The following is a 17,428-nucleotide window of genomic DNA, read 5'->3' on the forward strand; positions in this document are numbered from 1 at the left end:
CGACCGACAGTTCCGGCCGTGACGCCATCGGCCGCAAGCGGACCACGGCGCCCGCCCTGCACTGTGGACGGAATTGTCACCATCGCCTGCTACCTTCGCACCTCCCCGACGCGGAAGGGGTTGCCGCAGTGGAACGCACCACGGCCTACACCGACTCCTGGTACCGACAGCCCGACCCGGTCGAGCGGGAGGATGGCCGCCGGCTGACGAACCAGCACTGGGTACGCCTGGCGGCGGTGTGGCTGCTGGCGGCGTGGTCGCCGGAGCAGGCCGCCGGCTGGTCGTCGACCGTGGTGTCCGGCCGGACCAGGTCCCGCCGGGATCAGCAGTGGCCGGAGCCGCCGCCGTTGACGGAGATCGCGGACGCCGCCGACCTTCCGGAGGTCACCGGCGCGACCGTGCTGACCAGTCGGGTGTCGGTCGGGCCGGGACGGCCGTACGAGCCGGTGCGCACCGACGAGGAGGTGGCAACCGAACTCGTCGGGCTGATCTCGGCCGTGGTGGGGGCACCCGACCGGCGCGCGGAAGTGCTGGTGCGGTTCCTCGCCGACGAGCTGGCGGGCCCGTACGCCGATCTGCTCCGGCTGACCATCGACAGCGAGCGGCCGGACGAGCCGGGCCGGCCGGCGCCGCTGCACCTGCTGCACCGCGACTTCGACGGCAGCACCCTGCGGGTCTCGCTGCATCCGGCTCCGGAGATTCGGCAGCCGCCGATCACCGACTCCGATGACGCCGACGCCGCCCTGCGGACCCGGCTGGCCTGCATCATGACGTTGCTGAGCGACCTGCTCTGGGTCAACAACAACAGCCCGGTCACCTTCCGGTTCCGGATCGGCCGGCTCGACCCCGGGAACGGCGATCCGGTGGCCGCCGCAGCCCGCTGGTGGGTCGAGAACCGCGAGGACGCGGACGAACACGACGAGGAGGCGTTCCGGCCCGTACCGGCCGCCGATCTGCGTGCCGGTCTCCGCAATCTGGTACGCATGCACCTGAGCGAGCTGTTCGACGGCAGCTGGGACGGCATCGACGAGTTCCCGGAGCTTCCGGCCGACCACCTCGCGACGTTCCTGGGCGACAACCTGACCGATCTCGTCCTGGCCCGGATGGGTGCCGACGTCCACATCGGATACGCCGGCCTGCTGCCGACGACCTGGCCACCCGACGACGAGGACTTCGAGGAGGACCCACAGACCACCGTGCTGCTGGTCGACCGGCACGAGGTCGCGGTTTTGGAGATCGACATGACCTGCTGAACCGGTCACGCGGGCGAGCCGGACGCCGAGTGGGTCGACGGGGCGGCCGCCCGGGAGCCGCGACCGGAGTACGGGGTCCGGTCGCGGCTGCCGGGCGACAGCGTCAGCGCTGCGGCAGTGGCCTGACCAGAGTCGGTGCGCCCGGCGCCGGGACGACCGCAGGCACCCGGGCGGCGGTGGCGGTCCGCGCCGCGACGGCGCTCTCACCGACCAGTGCCGTGTTCAGGAACCTGCCGACCGCCTCGCCGATCGGATCCGGCGTGCCGGGCAGCGCGTAGTGCGTCACGTTCTGGGCGAGGCTCACCTGCCGCCGACCGTCCGGAGTGTGCAGCGAGATGGCGCTGTGCCCGAAGACCAGGCCGTCGTGCCCCCAGACGTCGCCGGTGGGCCAGGTCATCCGGTAGAGGCCGAGCCCGTAGCCGGCGGCCTCCGGCTGGGCCGGGTCGAACGGCACGGTGGTCTTCATCGCGGCCAGTTGAGCCGGGCGGAGCAGCCGGCCACCGAGCAGCGCCCGGAAGAAGGTGTTCAGGTCGGCCATGGTCGAGACGAGCGCCCCGGCCGTCCAGGCCCAGGACATGTTGCTGACGCTGAAATCGCGCAGCTCGCCCTCGTACCACGGGACGTAGCCCCTGCTGTGCGGGCCGGCGATCCGGGGACGCACGCCGGGGAAGTACGTGTGCCGCAGCCCGAGCGGCCGGAGGATCCGCCGGTGCACCTCGTCGGTGGCGGACCGACGGGTGACCCGCTCGATGATCAGCCCGGCCAGGATGTAGTTGGTGTTCGAGTAGGAGAAGGCCGCGCCCGGTGCCCCGGTCGACGGCTGACCGAGGCCGGCCTGCACGAGTTGACGCGGCGTGAACGTGGTGGACCGGTGCCGCTCGATGTCCTCCGGGGTGGCGAAGATGACGTGGTCGTAGTCGCTGATCCCGCTGGTGTGGTCGAGCAGCATCCGGACGGTCACCCCGGCGACCGCGAACTCCGGAAGGTACCGGCCGATCGGGGCGTCCAGCGCGATCCGGCGCTCACCGACCAGTTGCAGCAGCGTCGCGGCCACGAAGGTCTTGGTGATGCTGCCGACCCGGTGCTGGAACCCGGGCAGCACCGGTCGACCGGTCGTCACGTCGGCCACCCCGCTGGCGCCCCGCCACCGGTCCCGTCCGTCCCGCGCCTCGGCGAACACACCGGGCATGCCGGCCTCGGTGATCGCGCGCAGGTCGGCGGTGAGCGCCGCGTCCGGCAGCGACCCGGCGGGCGGACGGCCGGCCGCGACTGCCGGGCCGGCACCGGCCAGCAGGGGCGTCGCGAGCGCCGTACCGGTGGTGGCCAGCAGGAAACTGCGGCGTGACAGGTGCATGTCGCCTCCCGTGTGACGTGACTGCTGCCCATCGTGCCCCGGGCCGACAACCGGAAACGTCAGTCTGCGGACCCACATCGGCCTCCCCACCGGGAATGACCCGGCCTCCGACCCACGCGGGAGAATCCGTCCGACCAGCGACGGAGTGCACCGACGCCGATGCCCGACACGGTGCCGGTCCGTGCGACCGCCGAAGCTGTCCGTCGACAGAGCATCCTGCTGAAGGCACAGTCGAAGTACATTCGTCCATAACCATCGATAGGATGACGCGGTGACCGTGCGACGACTGCTACTACACACGACGGCGGCCTGCCTCGCCGCGACCGCACTGACGGCCCTCGTGCCGGCCGGGACGGCGCAGGCGGCCTGCACGACGAGCAGCTTCACCGTCGTCTGGGACTACGCGGGCATGTACACCGCCCCCAACGAGTCGACCCTGTACGGCACCCGCCGCTACGGACAGGTCGTCACCGGCCCCACCGGCAACACCGCCAACGGCTGGACACTCACCTACGACTACTGGAACGGCCTGGCACTCTGGGCCTACATGAAGGACGCCGCGTTGCAGTACCGCGGCTGCGCCTGAAGCGAAACCGACGGGCCGGTCAGCATAGGCCCGCAGACGGCTCGCTCGCGAGCCGGGCATCACACCCTGCGCTCAGTGTGGCGAAGAACGTTTCGGCCCTGGCGTTGTGCAGGATGACACGCCACCCACCGAGGGGTCGCCCAGGGGCGGACCCCGGCCGGGCAGGCAGCAGCGCCACCGAGCGTGGGTAAGTAGTGATGTCGGCAAAACTACTGACGACGCCCCGCACCGGCCGCCGGAAGAATCTCTGCCATCCCGGCGTGCCCGGGCCTCATCCCACCTCGAAGGGAGGTGACCACATGCCGATCGAACGAGAAGACGACGAGTTCGAGCTCGACGATCTCGACCTCAGCGGCCTGACCGTGACGGTCATGCGCGACACCGTTGCGATCCCCGAGACCGGGGCGTCTCGGATCAGCGCGTGCCTGGCGTCCTGCTCCTGCTCCATCAGTCCGGACGAGCCGATGCTGTAGCCGCCGCGGAGCGCGAACCGCGCTGCCTGAGTGACGAGGCGACTGTCGCCGGGCCCGGCGACAGTCGCCCTTCCAACCCCGGACTCCTTCCGACGACCCCAGCCGTTCCCCAACCGGTGAGGCGCGCAGATGTCGACCAGTTCCTGGCAACTCCGCCCCACCGTGCAGGCGACCCGGATCGACGGCGGGCTGCACCTGCGGTCCTGGGACACCAGCCTCACCCTGGACGGCGCGCCACAGCTGTGGCGGCTCTGGCAACTGCTCACCCGGCGCCTCGCGTCCGGCCGGACCACAGCCGACCTGCGCGACCTGTCGCCACGCCCGCCCGTCGCCCTCGCCCTGTACCGGCTGGCCGACCTGCTCCGGGAACACGACCTGCTGGTCCGGGTGCCGGAGCACTGGGCCGGCACCGGGCACGCCCATGCCCCCGCCGACGCCTGCGGACCGGCCCCGGTGCCGCCAGCCGCCGTCGCCACCTGGCTGGCCTCGGTCGCCACCGACCCCGCCGCGTCCTGGACCGGCATCGGCCGGGAATCGGTGACCGTCACGGGAACGGGTCCCGCTGCCACCGCCGCGATCGAGGCGTTGACCGCCGCCGGAGCCCGGGTCCGGCGGGCCGCGACCCGCATCGACGCACCGCGCGACGCCGGACGCGTCACCCTCGCCGCCAGCGACGGGCGTGCCGTGGTGACCGGGGCCAGCGCCACGGTCGGCTACGTCACCCCCGTCGGCCCGGGCAGGCAACTGCGGGCCCAGTCCGGCCTGATCGCCGAGCGGCTCGGACTTGACGGCGCGGCGACGGCCCCTGGCGACCCGGTTTCCGTGGTGGCCGGCGCCTGCGCCGCGCACCGGCTCCTCGGCGCGCTCGCCGAGCTGACCGACCCGACCACGCCGACGGCGCTCGTCGTGCGGAGCGACCCGCTGCGCGCCACCGCCCACCCGTGGCCGCCCGGCGTACGGTCACCGGCGGTCGACGCCCCCGACCGGCGGGACGACGCCGTCCACGCGGGCCTACCCACCTCCCTCACCGACCCGGAACTCGGTGTGTTGCCGCCGGTGGAGCTCGACGATCTGCCACAACTGCCGGTGGGACTGGCCCGGTGCCGGGTCGGCAGTGTTCCCGGCCCGGCCGGTGGGACGCTCGTCACCGGGCACGGTCCGGACACCTCCACGGCGCGGTTGCACGCCACGCTGGCAGCGGTGGAGCTGCTCAGCGTGTCCACCGGAGGGGCCGCCGTGCTGGCCTGCGGGGTGGACCGCAGCCATGCCGAGGGAGTGCTGCTGCGCCGCCTCGCCCGCCGGTCGGTGGCCTCGGCCGGCGTCACGTCAGGGGAGGCTGTCCCCCCGTCGGCGTTCGACGCGCCGGCAGCCCGCCGCTGGTGGCGTACGCTGACCCGCCGCCTCGGCGTCCCGGCGACCGTTCACGTCCGCCGGCTCGCCCCCGGGGCGCAGCTGGCCGTCGTGGGCGGCCCGGACACGACGGACCCCGATGGGTGGATGGAACTCGGCTGGGCGATCGAAGCTACGGCCCACGACGCGGTCGCCTTCGCCGCTCTCACCGCGGTCGCCACGGTCCGCTGGCGTGCACACCGGCCCGGTCCGCCGTACTCGCACGGCCCCTGCGGAGCGTCGCCACGGGTGAGCCGCTCGGCCTCGCCCATGCCCGACGGGTCCGAACGGGAGGCCGCCCTCCGGCGGTCACTGCGGACCCTCGTCGGCGCCCCCGCGGAGCCGATCGTGGTGACGCCGCCAGCTCCGCTGGCCGCCGCCCTGCGTACGGTCGGGCTTGTCGTCCTGCGGGCCGGCGATGACCGGTGATCCTCGGTTGCCCGGGGACGATCGGGGCGGACCCCGGCAGCCGGACCCCGACCTGGCCGGCCAGCTCGCCGAGGCGCTGAGGGGGGCGGGGTCGCCGTACCCGGTGCTGGCCGAGGACGACGGGTGGGCCGGCTCCGGGCCGGCGGTGGTGGTGTCGACCCGGTGGAGTCCGGCGCTGCTGAGCCGGCTGGCCGACCGGGGCACCGGGGCCGGCGGCAGCGTCCTGCCCGTCCGGTTCGACGGCGGTACGGCGCTGGTGGGTCCGCTGGTCGGCCCCGACAGTGCCACCTGCCTGCGCTGCCTGGAGGCCGCCAGGCTGGCGGCGCCGGGCGGCCGGACGCCGCACGGTGATGCCGAGCTGCGGCTCGGCGGTCGGCCGGCGCCGGCCCTGCTGCCCGTGCTCGCCGCGGTGGTCCGGTCGGCGTTGGCCGAGCCGCAGTCCGCCGCCGCGCGGCTCTGGGTCGTCCCGCCCGACGGGAGCGTGTCCGCCCATCCGGTGGCGCCGGTGGGGGTCCGCTGCGGCGGATGCCTCAGCCGGCAGCCCGCCGCTCCACCTGGGACGCCGCTCACCGGCAGCGGTCAGCCGCCGGCCGACCCGTTGCGACTGCGCCGGCCGAACCCGGCGACCGACCTGGCGGGACTTCGCCGGGCACTGCTGGAGCCACGGCTGGGCCACGTCGTCCAACTGCACCGGCACGAGGGGTACGGGCTGCCTGTCACCAGGGCGGTGGTCGCCGGTCCGGCGGTCACCGTGGCGGGCTTCGGCCGGGCGACGACCGCCGCGGAGGCTGACCGGTTGGCGCTCTTCGAAGCGGTGGAACGGCTGGCCGGGTACGCCCCCCACGGGCCCGCCGCCCGGCAGTGGGCGTCCTTCGCGGAGCTGGGACCGGAGCACGCCGTCGATCCCGCGGCCCTCGGTCTGCCCGACCTGCCCAGCGCCCACCACATCCCGTACGCCCCCGACGTGCCGACGTGGTGGGTGCCGGGGTGGTCGCCCAGCCGGGCGACGCCCGTGGCGGTGCCGGAGCACGCGGCGTACTGGGGTGACCTCGGGCAACGCCCGTCGGCGACCTTCCTGTCGGAGTCCTCCAACGGCTGCGGTCTCGGCAACAGCCTGGAGGAGGCGGCCCTGCACGGCCTGTTCGAGGTGATCGAACGGGACGCCTTCCTGATGGCCTGGTACGCCCGTACCCCCCTGGTGGAGGTCGCGCTCCCCGACGAACTCGACGTGGTCGGGCACCTCGCCGACAATCTGGACCTGCTCGACTACGACCTACGGTTGTTCGACGCCACCACCGACCTGGCCGTGCCGGCGGTCGTCGCGCTGGCGCACCACCGGATGCCCGCCGTGGGGGCGCCGACGGCCTTCTTCGCGGCCGGCGCCCACCTGGATCCCCTCTCGGCGATCCACTCGGCCGTGGTGGAGCTGGTCGTCAACCTCCACGAGGTGCGCGACACGTGGCAGGGGGACTCAGCGCGGGCGGACCGCGACCGGCTGCTGCCGATGCTCGACGATGCCGCGTTGGTTCGTCAGATGGACGACCACATGATGCTGCACTGCCTGCCGGAAGCACGGCCGCGCTACGAGTTCCTGCTCGGGGCCGGGCGGACCCGGGCCTGGCGGGAGGTGTGGCCGGGACTGCCCCGCCCCGTCGAGGACCTCGCGGCCCTGTTCGGCGCGCTCTGCGCGGACCTGCACCACCGGGCCGGGGTGGAACCGGTCGTCGTCGACCAGAGCATCCCCGAGCTGCGGCAGGCCCTCGGGTTGCACGCTGCCAAGGTCGTCGTCCCCGGCACCCTGCCGATGACGTTCGGTCACCTGAACCGGCGGACGCGGGGGCTGCCCCGGCTGCTGACTGTGCCGGCGGCGCTGGGCCGCCTGCCCGGGCGGCCCCGCTACGAGGACCTGGCACTGCACCCGCATCCCTTCCCGTGACCGCCCCCTCCCGGGCCCGGCCAGGGGGTCGGGCCCGACGTGCGGGCCCGACCGCCAGGGGTCACCCGGCGGGCCGGCCGACCGGAAGCAGGTAGGCGAGAACCTCGTCGACCCCGTCGAGGAGGAGCAGTTCGTGGGCGATGTCGTCGTAGAACCCACCGACCATGCCCAGCCCGAGTCCCGTCGCCGCTGCCGTGAGGGCCAGGTTCTGGGCCAGGTGACCGGCCTCGAGCATGCCGAAGCGCAGCGCCCGGAGGCCGTAGGTGGCCCGCAGCACGGGCAGGTCGACGTAGACCCCGAGCAGCGCCGGCAGCGCCGACAGATCGATCCGTTCCTGGCTGACCGGGTTGTCCGCCGACTGCGTCGCCGGTCCGGCCCTGAACCACATGGACGCGGTGGCCAGCTCGGCGTCGGTGGGCACCGGGCCGGTGGGCAGCAGGAGCCGGGACTCGGCGTCCACGTCGTACTGGTGGGCCGGGACGCCGACCACGTCCCGGGCCAGCAGGCGCAGCCGGACCGCGTACTTGGCGCCGGCGCTCGGGTAGGGCCGGCGCATCCCGGGCCTGTCGGCCCGATCACTCGCCCCGCTGGCGGTCCACAGCAGAGTGGCCAGGTGCGCGGCGTCCATCGGGCCGCAGAGCGTGCCGCGTCCGCTGGCCCGCGCGGTGAGCGCGTCGCCGAGCGCGGCCGTCACGGGTGCGGCGGGGGGAAGGGCCAGGGGCGGACCGGAGCGTCGCCGGTCGCCGTGCCGCGTCCGGCCCGACGTCCGCGGCCGCTGCCACTCGATCCGGCCCGGGGCGTAGCTGCTGGCCGCCAGGTACCGCCGGTCGGGGCTGGCGGTGCCGTCGGCGAAGAAGTCGGTGGGGCCGTCCGGCGCCAGCAACGCGGCGGCGAGGAAGTGGTAGAGGGAGCGCTCCTCGTCGGGCAGGATGCCCAACCGGTTGAGCAGCATGTGCAGTTGGGACGCCCACACCCCGGCCCACCGGTCGACGCCGCCGGCAGAGCTCTCCAGCTGGGCGCGGGCGGCGCGCACCTGGGCGGCCCACCGGTCCCGGATCCGGGAGCCGTCCGCCGCGGAGGCGGTGATCTCGTGCCAGCGCCGTACCACCGAGCGGGCCTGCGTGGTGGCTGCGGCGAGCGCCGGCCCCTGCACAGTGCCCGCGGTCAGCGTGGTGCTCTCCGGGTGCCACCGCCAGGCGGTCGCGCTGCGGCGCAGCCATCGGGCCGCGGCGAGCATGTCCAGGTCGAGGGCGATCAGGGTGGCGAGGACCAGGTCGGTGGCCGCCACCATCCGCTGGCCGGGTCCCGGGGTACGCGCGACCACCTCGGCGGCGATCCGGCTGGAGGTGCCGAACACCGCCTCCGCCACCGGCAGCGCGGCCGGGCCGCCGTACCGCTCGGTCTCCGGCTCGTAGTCGACCTGCCGGGCCTGTGCGTGCCCCGGCCACCCCGGACGGCTGGCGGTGCCGAGGTCGAGCAGCGGATGGTCGGCGGCCCGGGCCGCGGCCACCAACTGTTCCTGCCACCGGCGGTGCTCGTGCGCCTCGGCGCCCCGCGCCCGCACCCTCAGGTGTGGACCGTCGTCGAAGTAGCGGATGAAGAACCAGTCGGCGATCGTCCCGTTCCGACGCAGTCCCTCCATGAGCGGTGTGAGTGTGCCGGTGATGAAGTCGTCGACGTGTTCCGCACTCCAGTGCAGATAGCAGTGCAGGCTGTGGAAGGAGCCCCGCCCGGGGTGGACGGGGGCGGCGGTCACGGGCATGGGAACTCCTCCGGACAGGTCGGAAGCCGGCGCGGCAGGACGACGTCGGCGGCGGCCGTCGACCGGGGCTCACCCATCGGTGCCCGTACGGTACAGCTCGATCACGACCTCCGTCGCCGGCTGCCCGGGACGGGGAGCGGGCAGTGCCTCCTCCAGGACGACGCCGTCCGGGTAGCGGGCCAGGGTCCGGGACAGGCAACGCAGGTGCAGCGGGCTTGCGAGGTCGACGTACTGGGAACGGGGCTGTTCCAGGTAGGACATGAACGCCGTCAACCCCTTCGCGCCCCCGACGGCGGCGGCGCTGACGAAGACGTGCTCGGGCAGGCCGAGCAGGTGTCGCCAGCGCACGGCGGTGCGTCCCACCTCAGCGGGCCGGGCGTCCAGCTCGGCCCGCCAGGCGGCGACGATGTCCGCGGAGAGCCGCCAGTCCGCCCGGGAGAGGACCACCTCCCGGTACCGCAGCCGGGGCCGGCACCAGACCGGGCCGACCGGGGTGCGGCGGAGCTGTCGGCCCGCCATGGCCCCGCCCAGTCCGACCGATCCCGTGCCCACGTCGGTGAGCATGCTGGTCAGGCGCTCCGGCAGCATCACCGGCACCAGGAACCCGAGATAGACCACGTCCAACGGTTCACCGGTGGCGGTGACCACCAGGCGGACCTGATCGGTGGCGACGTCGTGGACCAGGTGCAGGTCGTCCGGGACCAGGGCTCCGTGGCGGCGGTCGTCGGCGATCTCGTCGCCGACGAGCAGCGGATGCAGGTTGCCGTTGAACCCGTTGACCGGGCGGAGCTGCGCCACCCGTGCGCCGAGGTGGCGCCGGAGCTGGGCGGCGACGGCCGTTTCGGCCTCCGGGGGGAGCTGCCGCAGGAAGCGGCTGGTGAACCGGCCCCAGCCGCCGTACACGTGATTGACACAGAACGACGCGCCGTCGTGGCAGGACTGTCCGAAGACCGCGTACGAGCCGGGTCGGCTGGTGAGCCAACGGGGCAGCCTGGGGGCGACGTCGTCGGGCAGCTCGTCGGGGACGGTCAGGTTCCCGTCGTCGTCGGTCGTGACGGCGGCCACCAGGTCGGCCCGGAGCCGGGCCAGTTCGCGCAGCTCGTCACCGGGGGCGAGGTCGAGCGTCGGGTCCAGGGTGCCGTCGACGCCGACCAGGTGCGTCGCCTGCCAGACCGCGGCGTACTCCTCGGCGAACTCCGTCGGCGACGCGCAGCGGCCGCCCACGCCGTAGCGGGCGACGAAGCGGTCCCGGGCCAGGCGGCGGACCACCGCGTGCTGGTCGAATAGTTCGAAGAGCGGGGTCAGCGCGGCGAGGGTGCCCCGGTGGTCCCGGCCGTGGGCCCGGCCGAGGCCCACCGGGCGGACCAGGGTCACGTCCTCGGTGAGGGGTTGCGGACGACCCGTGCGGTCCGCGCCGAGCAGGGCGAAGGCCGCGTCCCAGCGGGAGCGTAGCCCGGCCAGGGCCGCCGGCCGTTCGGTCGCGTCGAGACCGGCGAACGCGGTGGTCCTGGCATCGATCTCCCGCAGCGACACGGCCACGTCGGCCAGGCCGATCCCGGCCAGCCAGTCGGCGACGGCGGCGAGGCCGTCGACGGCCTGCGGGTCCACCGGGTACGCGGGGCGGAGGACGCCCTGTTCGACGAGCGCGTGCAGGTACGCCCGAGCCGCCGCGGACGCCTGCGGCGCCGGACGGGGCAGCCGGGTGGCCAGTTCCGTCGCGAGCTGGTGCGGCGTCGCCACCCTGCCGGGCTCCAGCAGATCCAGCAGGTGCCGCAGCGCCCGGGTCAGCGGCAGCGTCAGCGCCTCCTCCCGTTGCACCCCGGGTGGCGCGTCGGGGGCCTGAGTCTGGCGACGCAGCCGGATCACCGCCCCGTCCACCCACAGGCCGGGCGCCAGCGTGTGGGGCAGATCGCCGCGACGGTCGGGGTGTCGGAGCACGGCGTGGACGAGGGCGGACAGAGTGGCCCGGTCGGCGTTGGCGACAGCCACCACCTCCGGGGAGCCGGTCGGGTCCGGCGCCGGCCCGTCCCAGCGGCCCCAGCCCACGCGGGTGAACCAGGACAGCGGCACGGTCCTGGTGGCTGCCCGCATCGCGTACCGGAGCACGGTGGCCTCCGACTTGCGTGCCCGGTCGTCGGGTGCCGGGCCCTGCTCGGCCGCCCGGCGCAGCGCCCGCAGCAGGTCCACGCTGGTCAGCGCGACGGCCCGGGACAACTCCTCGGTGCGGCACAGCTCGGCCAGGGCGACCCGGTCGGCGGCGAGCGCCGGCGCGAGAAGGGCGTCGAGTTCCGCGGTGTGCCGGTCGATGTCGTCGCGGAGGCCGAGCCAGGACGCCAGGCCGGGCAGGTGGTCGGTCCAGCCGGCCAGCCGGGTACGCGACGCCACCGACGGGCTGCGCCCGTTGTGCACGTCGCGGCGCAGGGCCAGCAGCACCCGACGCTGGTCGGAAGAGGCCCGGACGACCTGCTCGTGCAGCACGTCGGCGAGCGCCGCGGCCATTCGCTCGGCGCGTGCGGTCAGCTCCAGCAGGCGGGCGGCGACATCCCGGAACTCCTCGGTCACGGCCGACGGCTCCGGGAGGGTGACACCGGCGACCCGCACCACCGCGTACGGTGCCACGGTGACCTCGGGCGCTTGGGTGACAGGCCCGACCCGGCGTACGCCCGGCGCCGGCGTCCCGCCGACCGTGGTCCCGATCATCCTGTCTCCTCTCCCCCGTGACCGCTTCCTGGTGGAGGACGGTGACGGCGTGTCCGCCGACACTCGCAGCCGTGGCCGTGGGAGGCGTCCGCACAACTACGGATCCGGTTACGTACTCGGTGGCAGGTGCCGGCTGCGTACTTCTCCGGATGGTGTCCGAGCTGACCGTCGTCAACGTGCACGATTCGGGAGCCCTGCCGGAGCCCTGTGGACTGCCGCCTGGGACCGCGGCTCTACCAGCCTCGACCAGCTCCGGACGGCGGCGGGCACGCTCGTCGCCCCGCTGAAAATCAACTGCCCGCCGCCTTTCTACCCCAGCCCTAGATCGACGGCAATCCTTCCTCCGCCGGGAAACTACACCTGGACCGATCAACTCGAGATCTGGCCGGATCGAAGAGTGCGGTGAGCTGTTGACTACGAAGCGTCCGCCTTGTGTACTCGACATCCCCAAAGAGGATCTTCCCCCTAAGGATCCCTAATGCCAGGTAAACGGCCTTCTCTGATCACACTGGGGTTGCGGTTCCGCACCCACAGCCAGCGGCCGTCCCGCGACACCGTCCGATGACGCCCATCCCGGCCGACCGGCTCGTACCAGCTCGACCGAAGTCCGGTCGGATCACCGGTCACCCGCTGCCCCGGACGGAATTCGCCGCACTCCGTCGTCAGCTCGACGACCTGCACGCGGGAACCGGCGCAGCCGTCGCCCTCGCCGGAGAACCGGGAATCGGCAAGACCACTTTGATCTCCGCCCTCGCGGCGCAGGGCAGGGCGCACACCCTCACGGTGGTCGCCGCCACCGGCCGGACGGGCACCGGTCCGCCGGTCGTGGTGGGAACGGAACCCACCCTTGTCCTGCTCGACGACGTGCACCTGCTCGACACGGCGCACCGGGACCAGATGCAGCTGCTGATCGAACTGACCACCACCGCGCCGGTGCTGCTGGTCCTCGCCTACCGGGACCGACAACTGTCCCGTGGGGCGGCGGCGGTGCTGTCCCGGGCGGCCGCACGCGGCCAGCTCACCCAGCACCGACTAGGTCCACTGGACCTCGGCCAGACCCGCGAGCTGCTCGGTGACCGGCCGGACCTGACCCGGCTGCACGCCGAGGGTGACGGCAACCCCCTCTACCTGCAACTGCTGGCCGCCGCAGACACGGAGGCCATGACCGACGCGCACCTGATCCTGCTCGGCGAGCTGGCCGAACTCGCCGACCGCGAACTGCGGGTCGCCCAGGCAGCCGCCGTGCTGCGTACCCCCGGTTCGGCGGAACTGCTCGCCGCGGTCGCCGAACTGGACGTCACGGAGACACTGTCCGCCCTGGACACCCTCACCGAGCTGGACCTGATGCGCCCGGTGCAGTTGCTGCCGCGCTTCGCGTTCCGGCACGACGTCGTCCGTCGGTTCGTCTACGCGCAGATCGGCCCCAGCCAACGCCTCGCCGCCCACCGGCGCGTGGAGACCGAACTGCTGGCTCGCGGCGCTCCGGTCATCCAGCGCGCCCACCACATCGCCCGGGCCCTCGACACGGGCCGTCCCGAGCAGTTGCCCGTTCTGATCGACGCGGCGCGGAGCACCATGCACGACGCACCGGCCGATGCACTTGAGTGGTTGGAGTCCGCGCTACAAGTGCTGCCCGAGGGCGACGACCGCTGGTACGAAGCGCAGGTGCTGGCCCTGCGGGCCCAGTTGCTGCGCGGCGGTCGATGCGACGTGCAGCAACTGGTGCACACCTTCCTACCCCGGGCGGTCCGCATACCGGGTGGGGACTTCTCCTCGACCATGGCAGTCGCCGTCCGGGTACGCCGGATCCAGGGCCGGCACGCCGAGGCGTCGGTTCTGATCCGGGAGGGGCTGGCCGCGCTGCGGGGCACCCATCCCTGCGCTCCCTCCACGGCCGTGGCCATGCACACGGAACTGGCGGCACTCGCCCTCGACCGGCTCGATCAGGAAGCCGCCCGCCTGAACGCCCGCGAGGCCGCCACCATCGCCCGGCAGCACGGGGACCGGCTCGGGGAGGCGGCCGCCGTCGCCCAGATGGCGATGGCGCACCTGCTCGCCGCGGACAGCGACGCCGCGGACCGGGCCGCCGACATCGCGGCCGATCTGGTGGACACCACGCCGGACAGCAGCGTCGTCACCAACCTGCCGGCCCTCTACCTGGTGGGCGCGACGGAGGACGCCCTGCACCGGTTCACCGAGGCGCAACGGCACCTGTCCCGGGGTGCCGACGAGGCCCGCCGAACCGGACAACGTTTCATCCTTCCCGCCATCCTGACCTCGCTGGGGGCGGTGGAGTTGCAACGTGGACTGCTCGACCGGGCCGGCCGCACCCTGGAGGAGGCTGCGGAACTGCTCGAACCGGAAGGCACGTCGACGGCCCGGGCTTCGGTCGCCGCGCTTCTCGCGCTCGTACGGTACTGGCAGGACTCCGACCGAGAGGCCGCCGCGGTGATCGCCCTGGGCGATCAGGCCCTCGCCCTGGTCCGGGACCAGGGGCCGGCCGAGGATGCGATCGTGCCCTGTCTCCTGGCGGACCTGCTGATCAAGGTGGCGGAGCCGGAACGCGGGCGTCGGCTGATACTCGACGCTCTCGGCGGCCCGGAGATGCCACGGATCGCCCCGCCGAACCGGTCCCGGTGGTACGAGGCGCTGTCCACGGCCGCGCTGCGGATGGGTGACACGCGTGACGCGAGCCGGTGGGTCGACCTGGCCGAGGCCTCGGTGCGCAACCTCTCCGTCAGCCGTCAGGGCTTCCTGATGCGCGCCCGCATGCGGCTGTACGCCGCACGCGGGGAAACCAGCCCGGCGCTGGCCGACGCGGAGCAGGCAGTCGAATGCTTCGCCGGTCGGGGACTGGACCTGGACCTGTGCCGGACGATGGCGGCGGCGGGAACCGTGCTGGTCGACGCCGGCCGCACCGACGATGCCCGCGCCTGGCTCGGACGGGCCGCCGCGCTCGCCGAACAGTGCGGTTCGGCCCGTCTGGTCGATCGGGTTCGCCGACAGCAGAGCCGTCTCGTCCCCGACACGTCAACCAGGGGTGGCGACCCGCTGGCCGTGCTGACCGAGCGTGAACGGCAGATCGCCGATCTGGTGAGCCGCGGTATGACAAGCGTGGAGGTCGCACACGGGCTCTTCCTGAGCGTCCGTACGGTCGACACCCACCTGGGCCGGATCTACCGCAAGCTCGGCGTGTCGAACCGGGCGAGCCTGGCCCGGGCGATGCTCCGGTCGCACCCGACGGCGTTGGCCGGGGAACCTCGGTGAGGTGCGCGGTGCGTCGTCGCCGCGCGGCGGGGCCCGGCAGAGCACCGCTGCCGCACCGGGCGGCGGACCCCGACCGGCCGGACGGCGGGCGGGCACGCCTCGACGGGTAGGACACGCGCAGGCGCGAGGCGCGCCCACCCTCTACGGCGGGACCGTGCCCCTGGGGCTCACCCACGTCGGCAGTCAGCGTCGCCCGGCGTACGCCTGGCAAGGGTGACGCACGGCCCCGGGGTCGGCGCTCCCGGAGGTCGACGAGCGCAGGCTCCGGTGGCCTCAGACGATCCGGATGGCCCCGGCCGGGCAGAGATCGGCGGCGCGACGGACCCGCTCGCCGCTTCCCGCCGGCGGCGCGGCGGCCCGCAGCAGCACCAGCCCGTCGGAGTCGTCCTGCGCGAAGACCTCCGGCGCGGCGAGCACGCAGTTGCCCGACCCGCAGCAGGCGTCCCGGTCGACCTCCACCCGCACCGGCGCCTCCTCGCCGACGGGCCGGCCGCCGGCGGTCACCAGGTCACCGGCAGCGCGTCGAGTCCGAAGACGACCGAGCTGTCCCGGATCCTCAGCTCCTCGGGCGCGGCCGTCACCTGAAGGCCGGGAAAGCGGCGGGCCAGCGCCACCAGCGCGATACGTAGCTCGGCCCGGGCGAGCGGCTGCCCGATGCACTGGTGCACCCCGAACCCGAAGGCCACCTGCTGGTGCGCCTGCCGGTACGGATCGAACCGGTCGGGCTCGTCGAAGACGTCGGCGTCCCGGTTGGCCAGGGAGATCAGCACGACCGCGCCCTCACCGGCCCGGATCAGCCGACCACCGATCGCGACGTCCTCGGTGGCCACCCGGAGCAGGCCGGTCCGCACGATGCTCAGGTAACGCAGCAACTCCTCCACCAGCTCCGCTGCCCGGTCGGGCTCGTCCCGCAGGATCGCGTACTGCCCCGGGTCCCGGGTCAGCCGCAGGACGCTCAGCCCGATCATGTTGGCGGTGGTCTCGTGGCCGGCGATGAGCAGCAGCAGCGCCATCCCGACCAGTTCGTCCACGTCGAGCTCCCCCGGCTCGACCCGTTCCCGGATCAGCCGGCTGAGCAGGTCGTCCGCCCCTTCGGGCCGGGCCCGTTTGGCGTCGACGAGCGCCCGAAGGTAGTCACGCAGCTCCTCGAAGTCGCGCTGGACCCGCGCCGGCGGCATCTCGCGGTCGAGCAGGGTGCGGCTGCGGGTCTGGAAGAAGTCGTGGTCGGCATAGGGGACGCCGAGCAGATGACAGATCACCATGGACGGCAGCGGCAGGGCGAAGGACGACACCAGGTCGGCCGGAGGCCCGGCGGCAGCCAGGACGTCGAGCGCCTCGTCGACGGTGCGCTGGATCAGCGGCTCAATCCGGCGGACATTTTTGATCATGAATTCGGCGGTGAGCATCCTCCGCAGGCGGGAGTGCTCGCCACCGTCCATCTGGATGAACGAGCCCCTGCCGTCCTCGGCCGCCTGCGGCGGCAGCGGGCGCAGCAACGGGAAGCCGGGGCGGCGGAAGTCGGAGCTGAAAGCGGGGTGGCGCAGCAGTTGGCGGACGTCGGCGTGCCGGGTGACCAGCCAGGCCGGAGCCCCGGTGGGCAGCCGCACCCGCCGCACCGGGCCGACGTAGCGGTCTCGTTCGGCTTCGTCCAACGGGGTGAACGGACCTCGGGTGGGATTGACCGGCGGCCATTGGGGCAGTTCCGCCTCCACGGCACGTGTCACATGGACCACCTCCGACGACAGCAGTGGGTAGCCATATCGATGCGCTACGTTACCTATCGGCGAAGGTCGACACAATCCCCGTCACCCCGACCGGTGCGGCGTTCGCGACCGTCCCGCCGGGCCGGCCGACCAGGCTCGGGCGACCGGCCGCCGGCGCCGCGCTGCGGCTGGCTGCCCGGCTCCTACGAGCCGCACGGCGTCGGCTCCTCGGGCGACGGCATCCGCGCACCGGCTGTCGACGACCTGCACGGTGCTGGGCCTGGGCTACGCGGGCCAGAGCGCGACCCTGCGGTGCGGCGCGGTGGGTAACGACAGGTGGGGCTGGTACCACGTCAGGAACAACAGCACCGGCGTCACCGGATTCGTCCGGTGTGACGGCCTGACGGGCGTACCGATCTCCACCCTGGCGTGCGACGCCCGGTGTCGGCCGGCAGCGGTCGGCACCGATCTCCGGCCGCGTCGGGCACCTGTCCGGCGCGGCCCGCCGCGTCCGGCCGGGAACTCAGCTTCGGTGCGTCGCGCGTCGGCTGCCAGCGGACATGCCGGATGATGCGC

Annotated in this window: 11 protein-coding genes; 6 read left to right on the plus strand and 5 right to left on the minus strand. The window is 73.8% G+C overall.

The window, feature by feature from the left end; genetic code table 11:
- Positions 1–128: 128 nt before the first annotated feature.
- The gene (locus tag F6X68_RS04240; protein WP_151453017.1) at positions 129–1,253 is read left to right on the plus strand and encodes a hypothetical protein; all 1,125 of its coding nucleotides are present in this window, start codon (positions 129–131) and stop codon (positions 1,251–1,253) included.
- A 103-nt stretch (positions 1,254–1,356) separates the two neighbouring features.
- Here the strand turns inward: F6X68_RS04240 and F6X68_RS04245 are convergent, their stop codons facing one another.
- Positions 1,357–2,442 carry a serine hydrolase domain-containing protein gene (locus F6X68_RS04245; RefSeq protein WP_370518904.1) on the minus strand — a complete coding sequence of 362 codons (1,086 nt, stop codon included), beginning with the start codon at positions 2,440–2,442 and terminating at the stop codon, positions 1,357–1,359.
- Positions 2,443–2,878: 436 nt separating this feature from the next.
- Between F6X68_RS04245 and F6X68_RS04250 the strand changes: the two genes are divergently transcribed.
- From F6X68_RS04250 to F6X68_RS04265, 4 genes are all read left to right on the plus strand, one after another.
- A complete protein-coding gene (locus tag F6X68_RS04250; protein WP_151453019.1) occupies positions 2,879–3,193 on the plus strand; it encodes a hypothetical protein in 315 nt (104 codons plus the stop codon).
- Positions 3,194–3,492: 299 nt separating this feature from the next.
- Entirely contained in the window at positions 3,493–3,666 is a 174-nt protein-coding gene (locus F6X68_RS04255; RefSeq protein ID WP_132234202.1) for a thiazolylpeptide-type bacteriocin, read from the plus strand.
- A 129-nt stretch (positions 3,667–3,795) separates the two neighbouring features.
- Positions 3,796–5,484 (plus strand): hypothetical protein, encoded by a 1,689-nt coding sequence (locus F6X68_RS04260; protein ID WP_151453020.1) that lies wholly within the window; start codon positions 3,796–3,798, stop codon positions 5,482–5,484.
- A 7-nt stretch (positions 5,485–5,491) separates the two neighbouring features.
- Complete coding sequence (locus F6X68_RS04265) at positions 5,492–7,420, plus strand: TOMM precursor leader peptide-binding protein (RefSeq protein ID WP_225851964.1); 1,929 nt, start codon at positions 5,492–5,494, stop codon at positions 7,418–7,420.
- A gap of 61 nt (positions 7,421–7,481) precedes the next feature.
- On the opposite strand, the gene F6X68_RS04270 is transcribed toward F6X68_RS04265, so the two are convergent.
- Entirely contained in the window at positions 7,482–9,182 is a 1,701-nt protein-coding gene (locus F6X68_RS04270) for a thiopeptide-type bacteriocin biosynthesis protein (RefSeq protein ID WP_151453022.1), read from the minus strand.
- 69 nt (positions 9,183–9,251) lie between these two features.
- Positions 9,252–11,882 (minus strand): lantibiotic dehydratase, encoded by a 2,631-nt coding sequence (locus tag F6X68_RS04275; RefSeq protein WP_151453023.1) that lies wholly within the window; start codon positions 11,880–11,882, stop codon positions 9,252–9,254.
- A gap of 561 nt (positions 11,883–12,443) precedes the next feature.
- On the opposite strand from F6X68_RS04275, the gene F6X68_RS04280 reads away from it, so the two are divergent.
- Positions 12,444–15,149 (plus strand): LuxR family transcriptional regulator, encoded by a 2,706-nt coding sequence (locus F6X68_RS04280; protein ID WP_151453024.1) that lies wholly within the window; start codon positions 12,444–12,446, stop codon positions 15,147–15,149.
- A 273-nt stretch (positions 15,150–15,422) separates the two neighbouring features.
- On the opposite strand, the gene F6X68_RS04285 is transcribed toward F6X68_RS04280, so the two are convergent.
- Complete coding sequence (locus F6X68_RS04285) at positions 15,423–15,653, minus strand: ferredoxin (RefSeq protein ID WP_225851965.1); 231 nt, start codon at positions 15,651–15,653, stop codon at positions 15,423–15,425.
- Complete coding sequence (locus F6X68_RS04290; protein WP_151453025.1) at positions 15,650–16,873, minus strand: cytochrome P450; 1,224 nt, start codon at positions 16,871–16,873, stop codon at positions 15,650–15,652. Before F6X68_RS04290 ends, F6X68_RS04285 begins: the two co-directional genes overlap by 4 nt.
- Positions 16,874–17,428: the final 555 nt, after the last annotated feature.

The sequence above is a fragment of the Micromonospora sp. AMSO12t genome, assembly GCF_008806585.1.
Taxonomy (GTDB): Bacteria; Actinomycetota; Actinomycetes; order Mycobacteriales; family Micromonosporaceae; genus Micromonospora; species Micromonospora reichwaldensis.

Excerpts from the sequence above, each read along its gene's own strand:
- F6X68_RS04245 (WP_370518904.1), bottom strand. The coding sequence starts at position 2,442 with ATGCCCGGTGTGTTCGCCGAGGCGCGGGACGGACGGGACCGGTGGCGG.
- F6X68_RS04255 (WP_132234202.1), top strand. The coding sequence starts at position 3,493 with ATGCCGATCGAACGAGAAGACGACGAGTTCGAGCTCGACGATCTCGAC.
- F6X68_RS04260 (WP_151453020.1), top strand. The coding sequence starts at position 3,796 with ATGTCGACCAGTTCCTGGCAACTCCGCCCCACCGTGCAGGCGACCCGG.
- F6X68_RS04270 (WP_151453022.1), bottom strand. The coding sequence starts at position 9,182 with ATGCCCGTGACCGCCGCCCCCGTCCACCCCGGGCGGGGCTCCTTCCAC.
- F6X68_RS04275 (WP_151453023.1), bottom strand. The coding sequence starts at position 11,882 with ATGATCGGGACCACGGTCGGCGGGACGCCGGCGCCGGGCGTACGCCGG.
- F6X68_RS04280 (WP_151453024.1), top strand. The coding sequence starts at position 12,444 with ATGACGCCCATCCCGGCCGACCGGCTCGTACCAGCTCGACCGAAGTCC.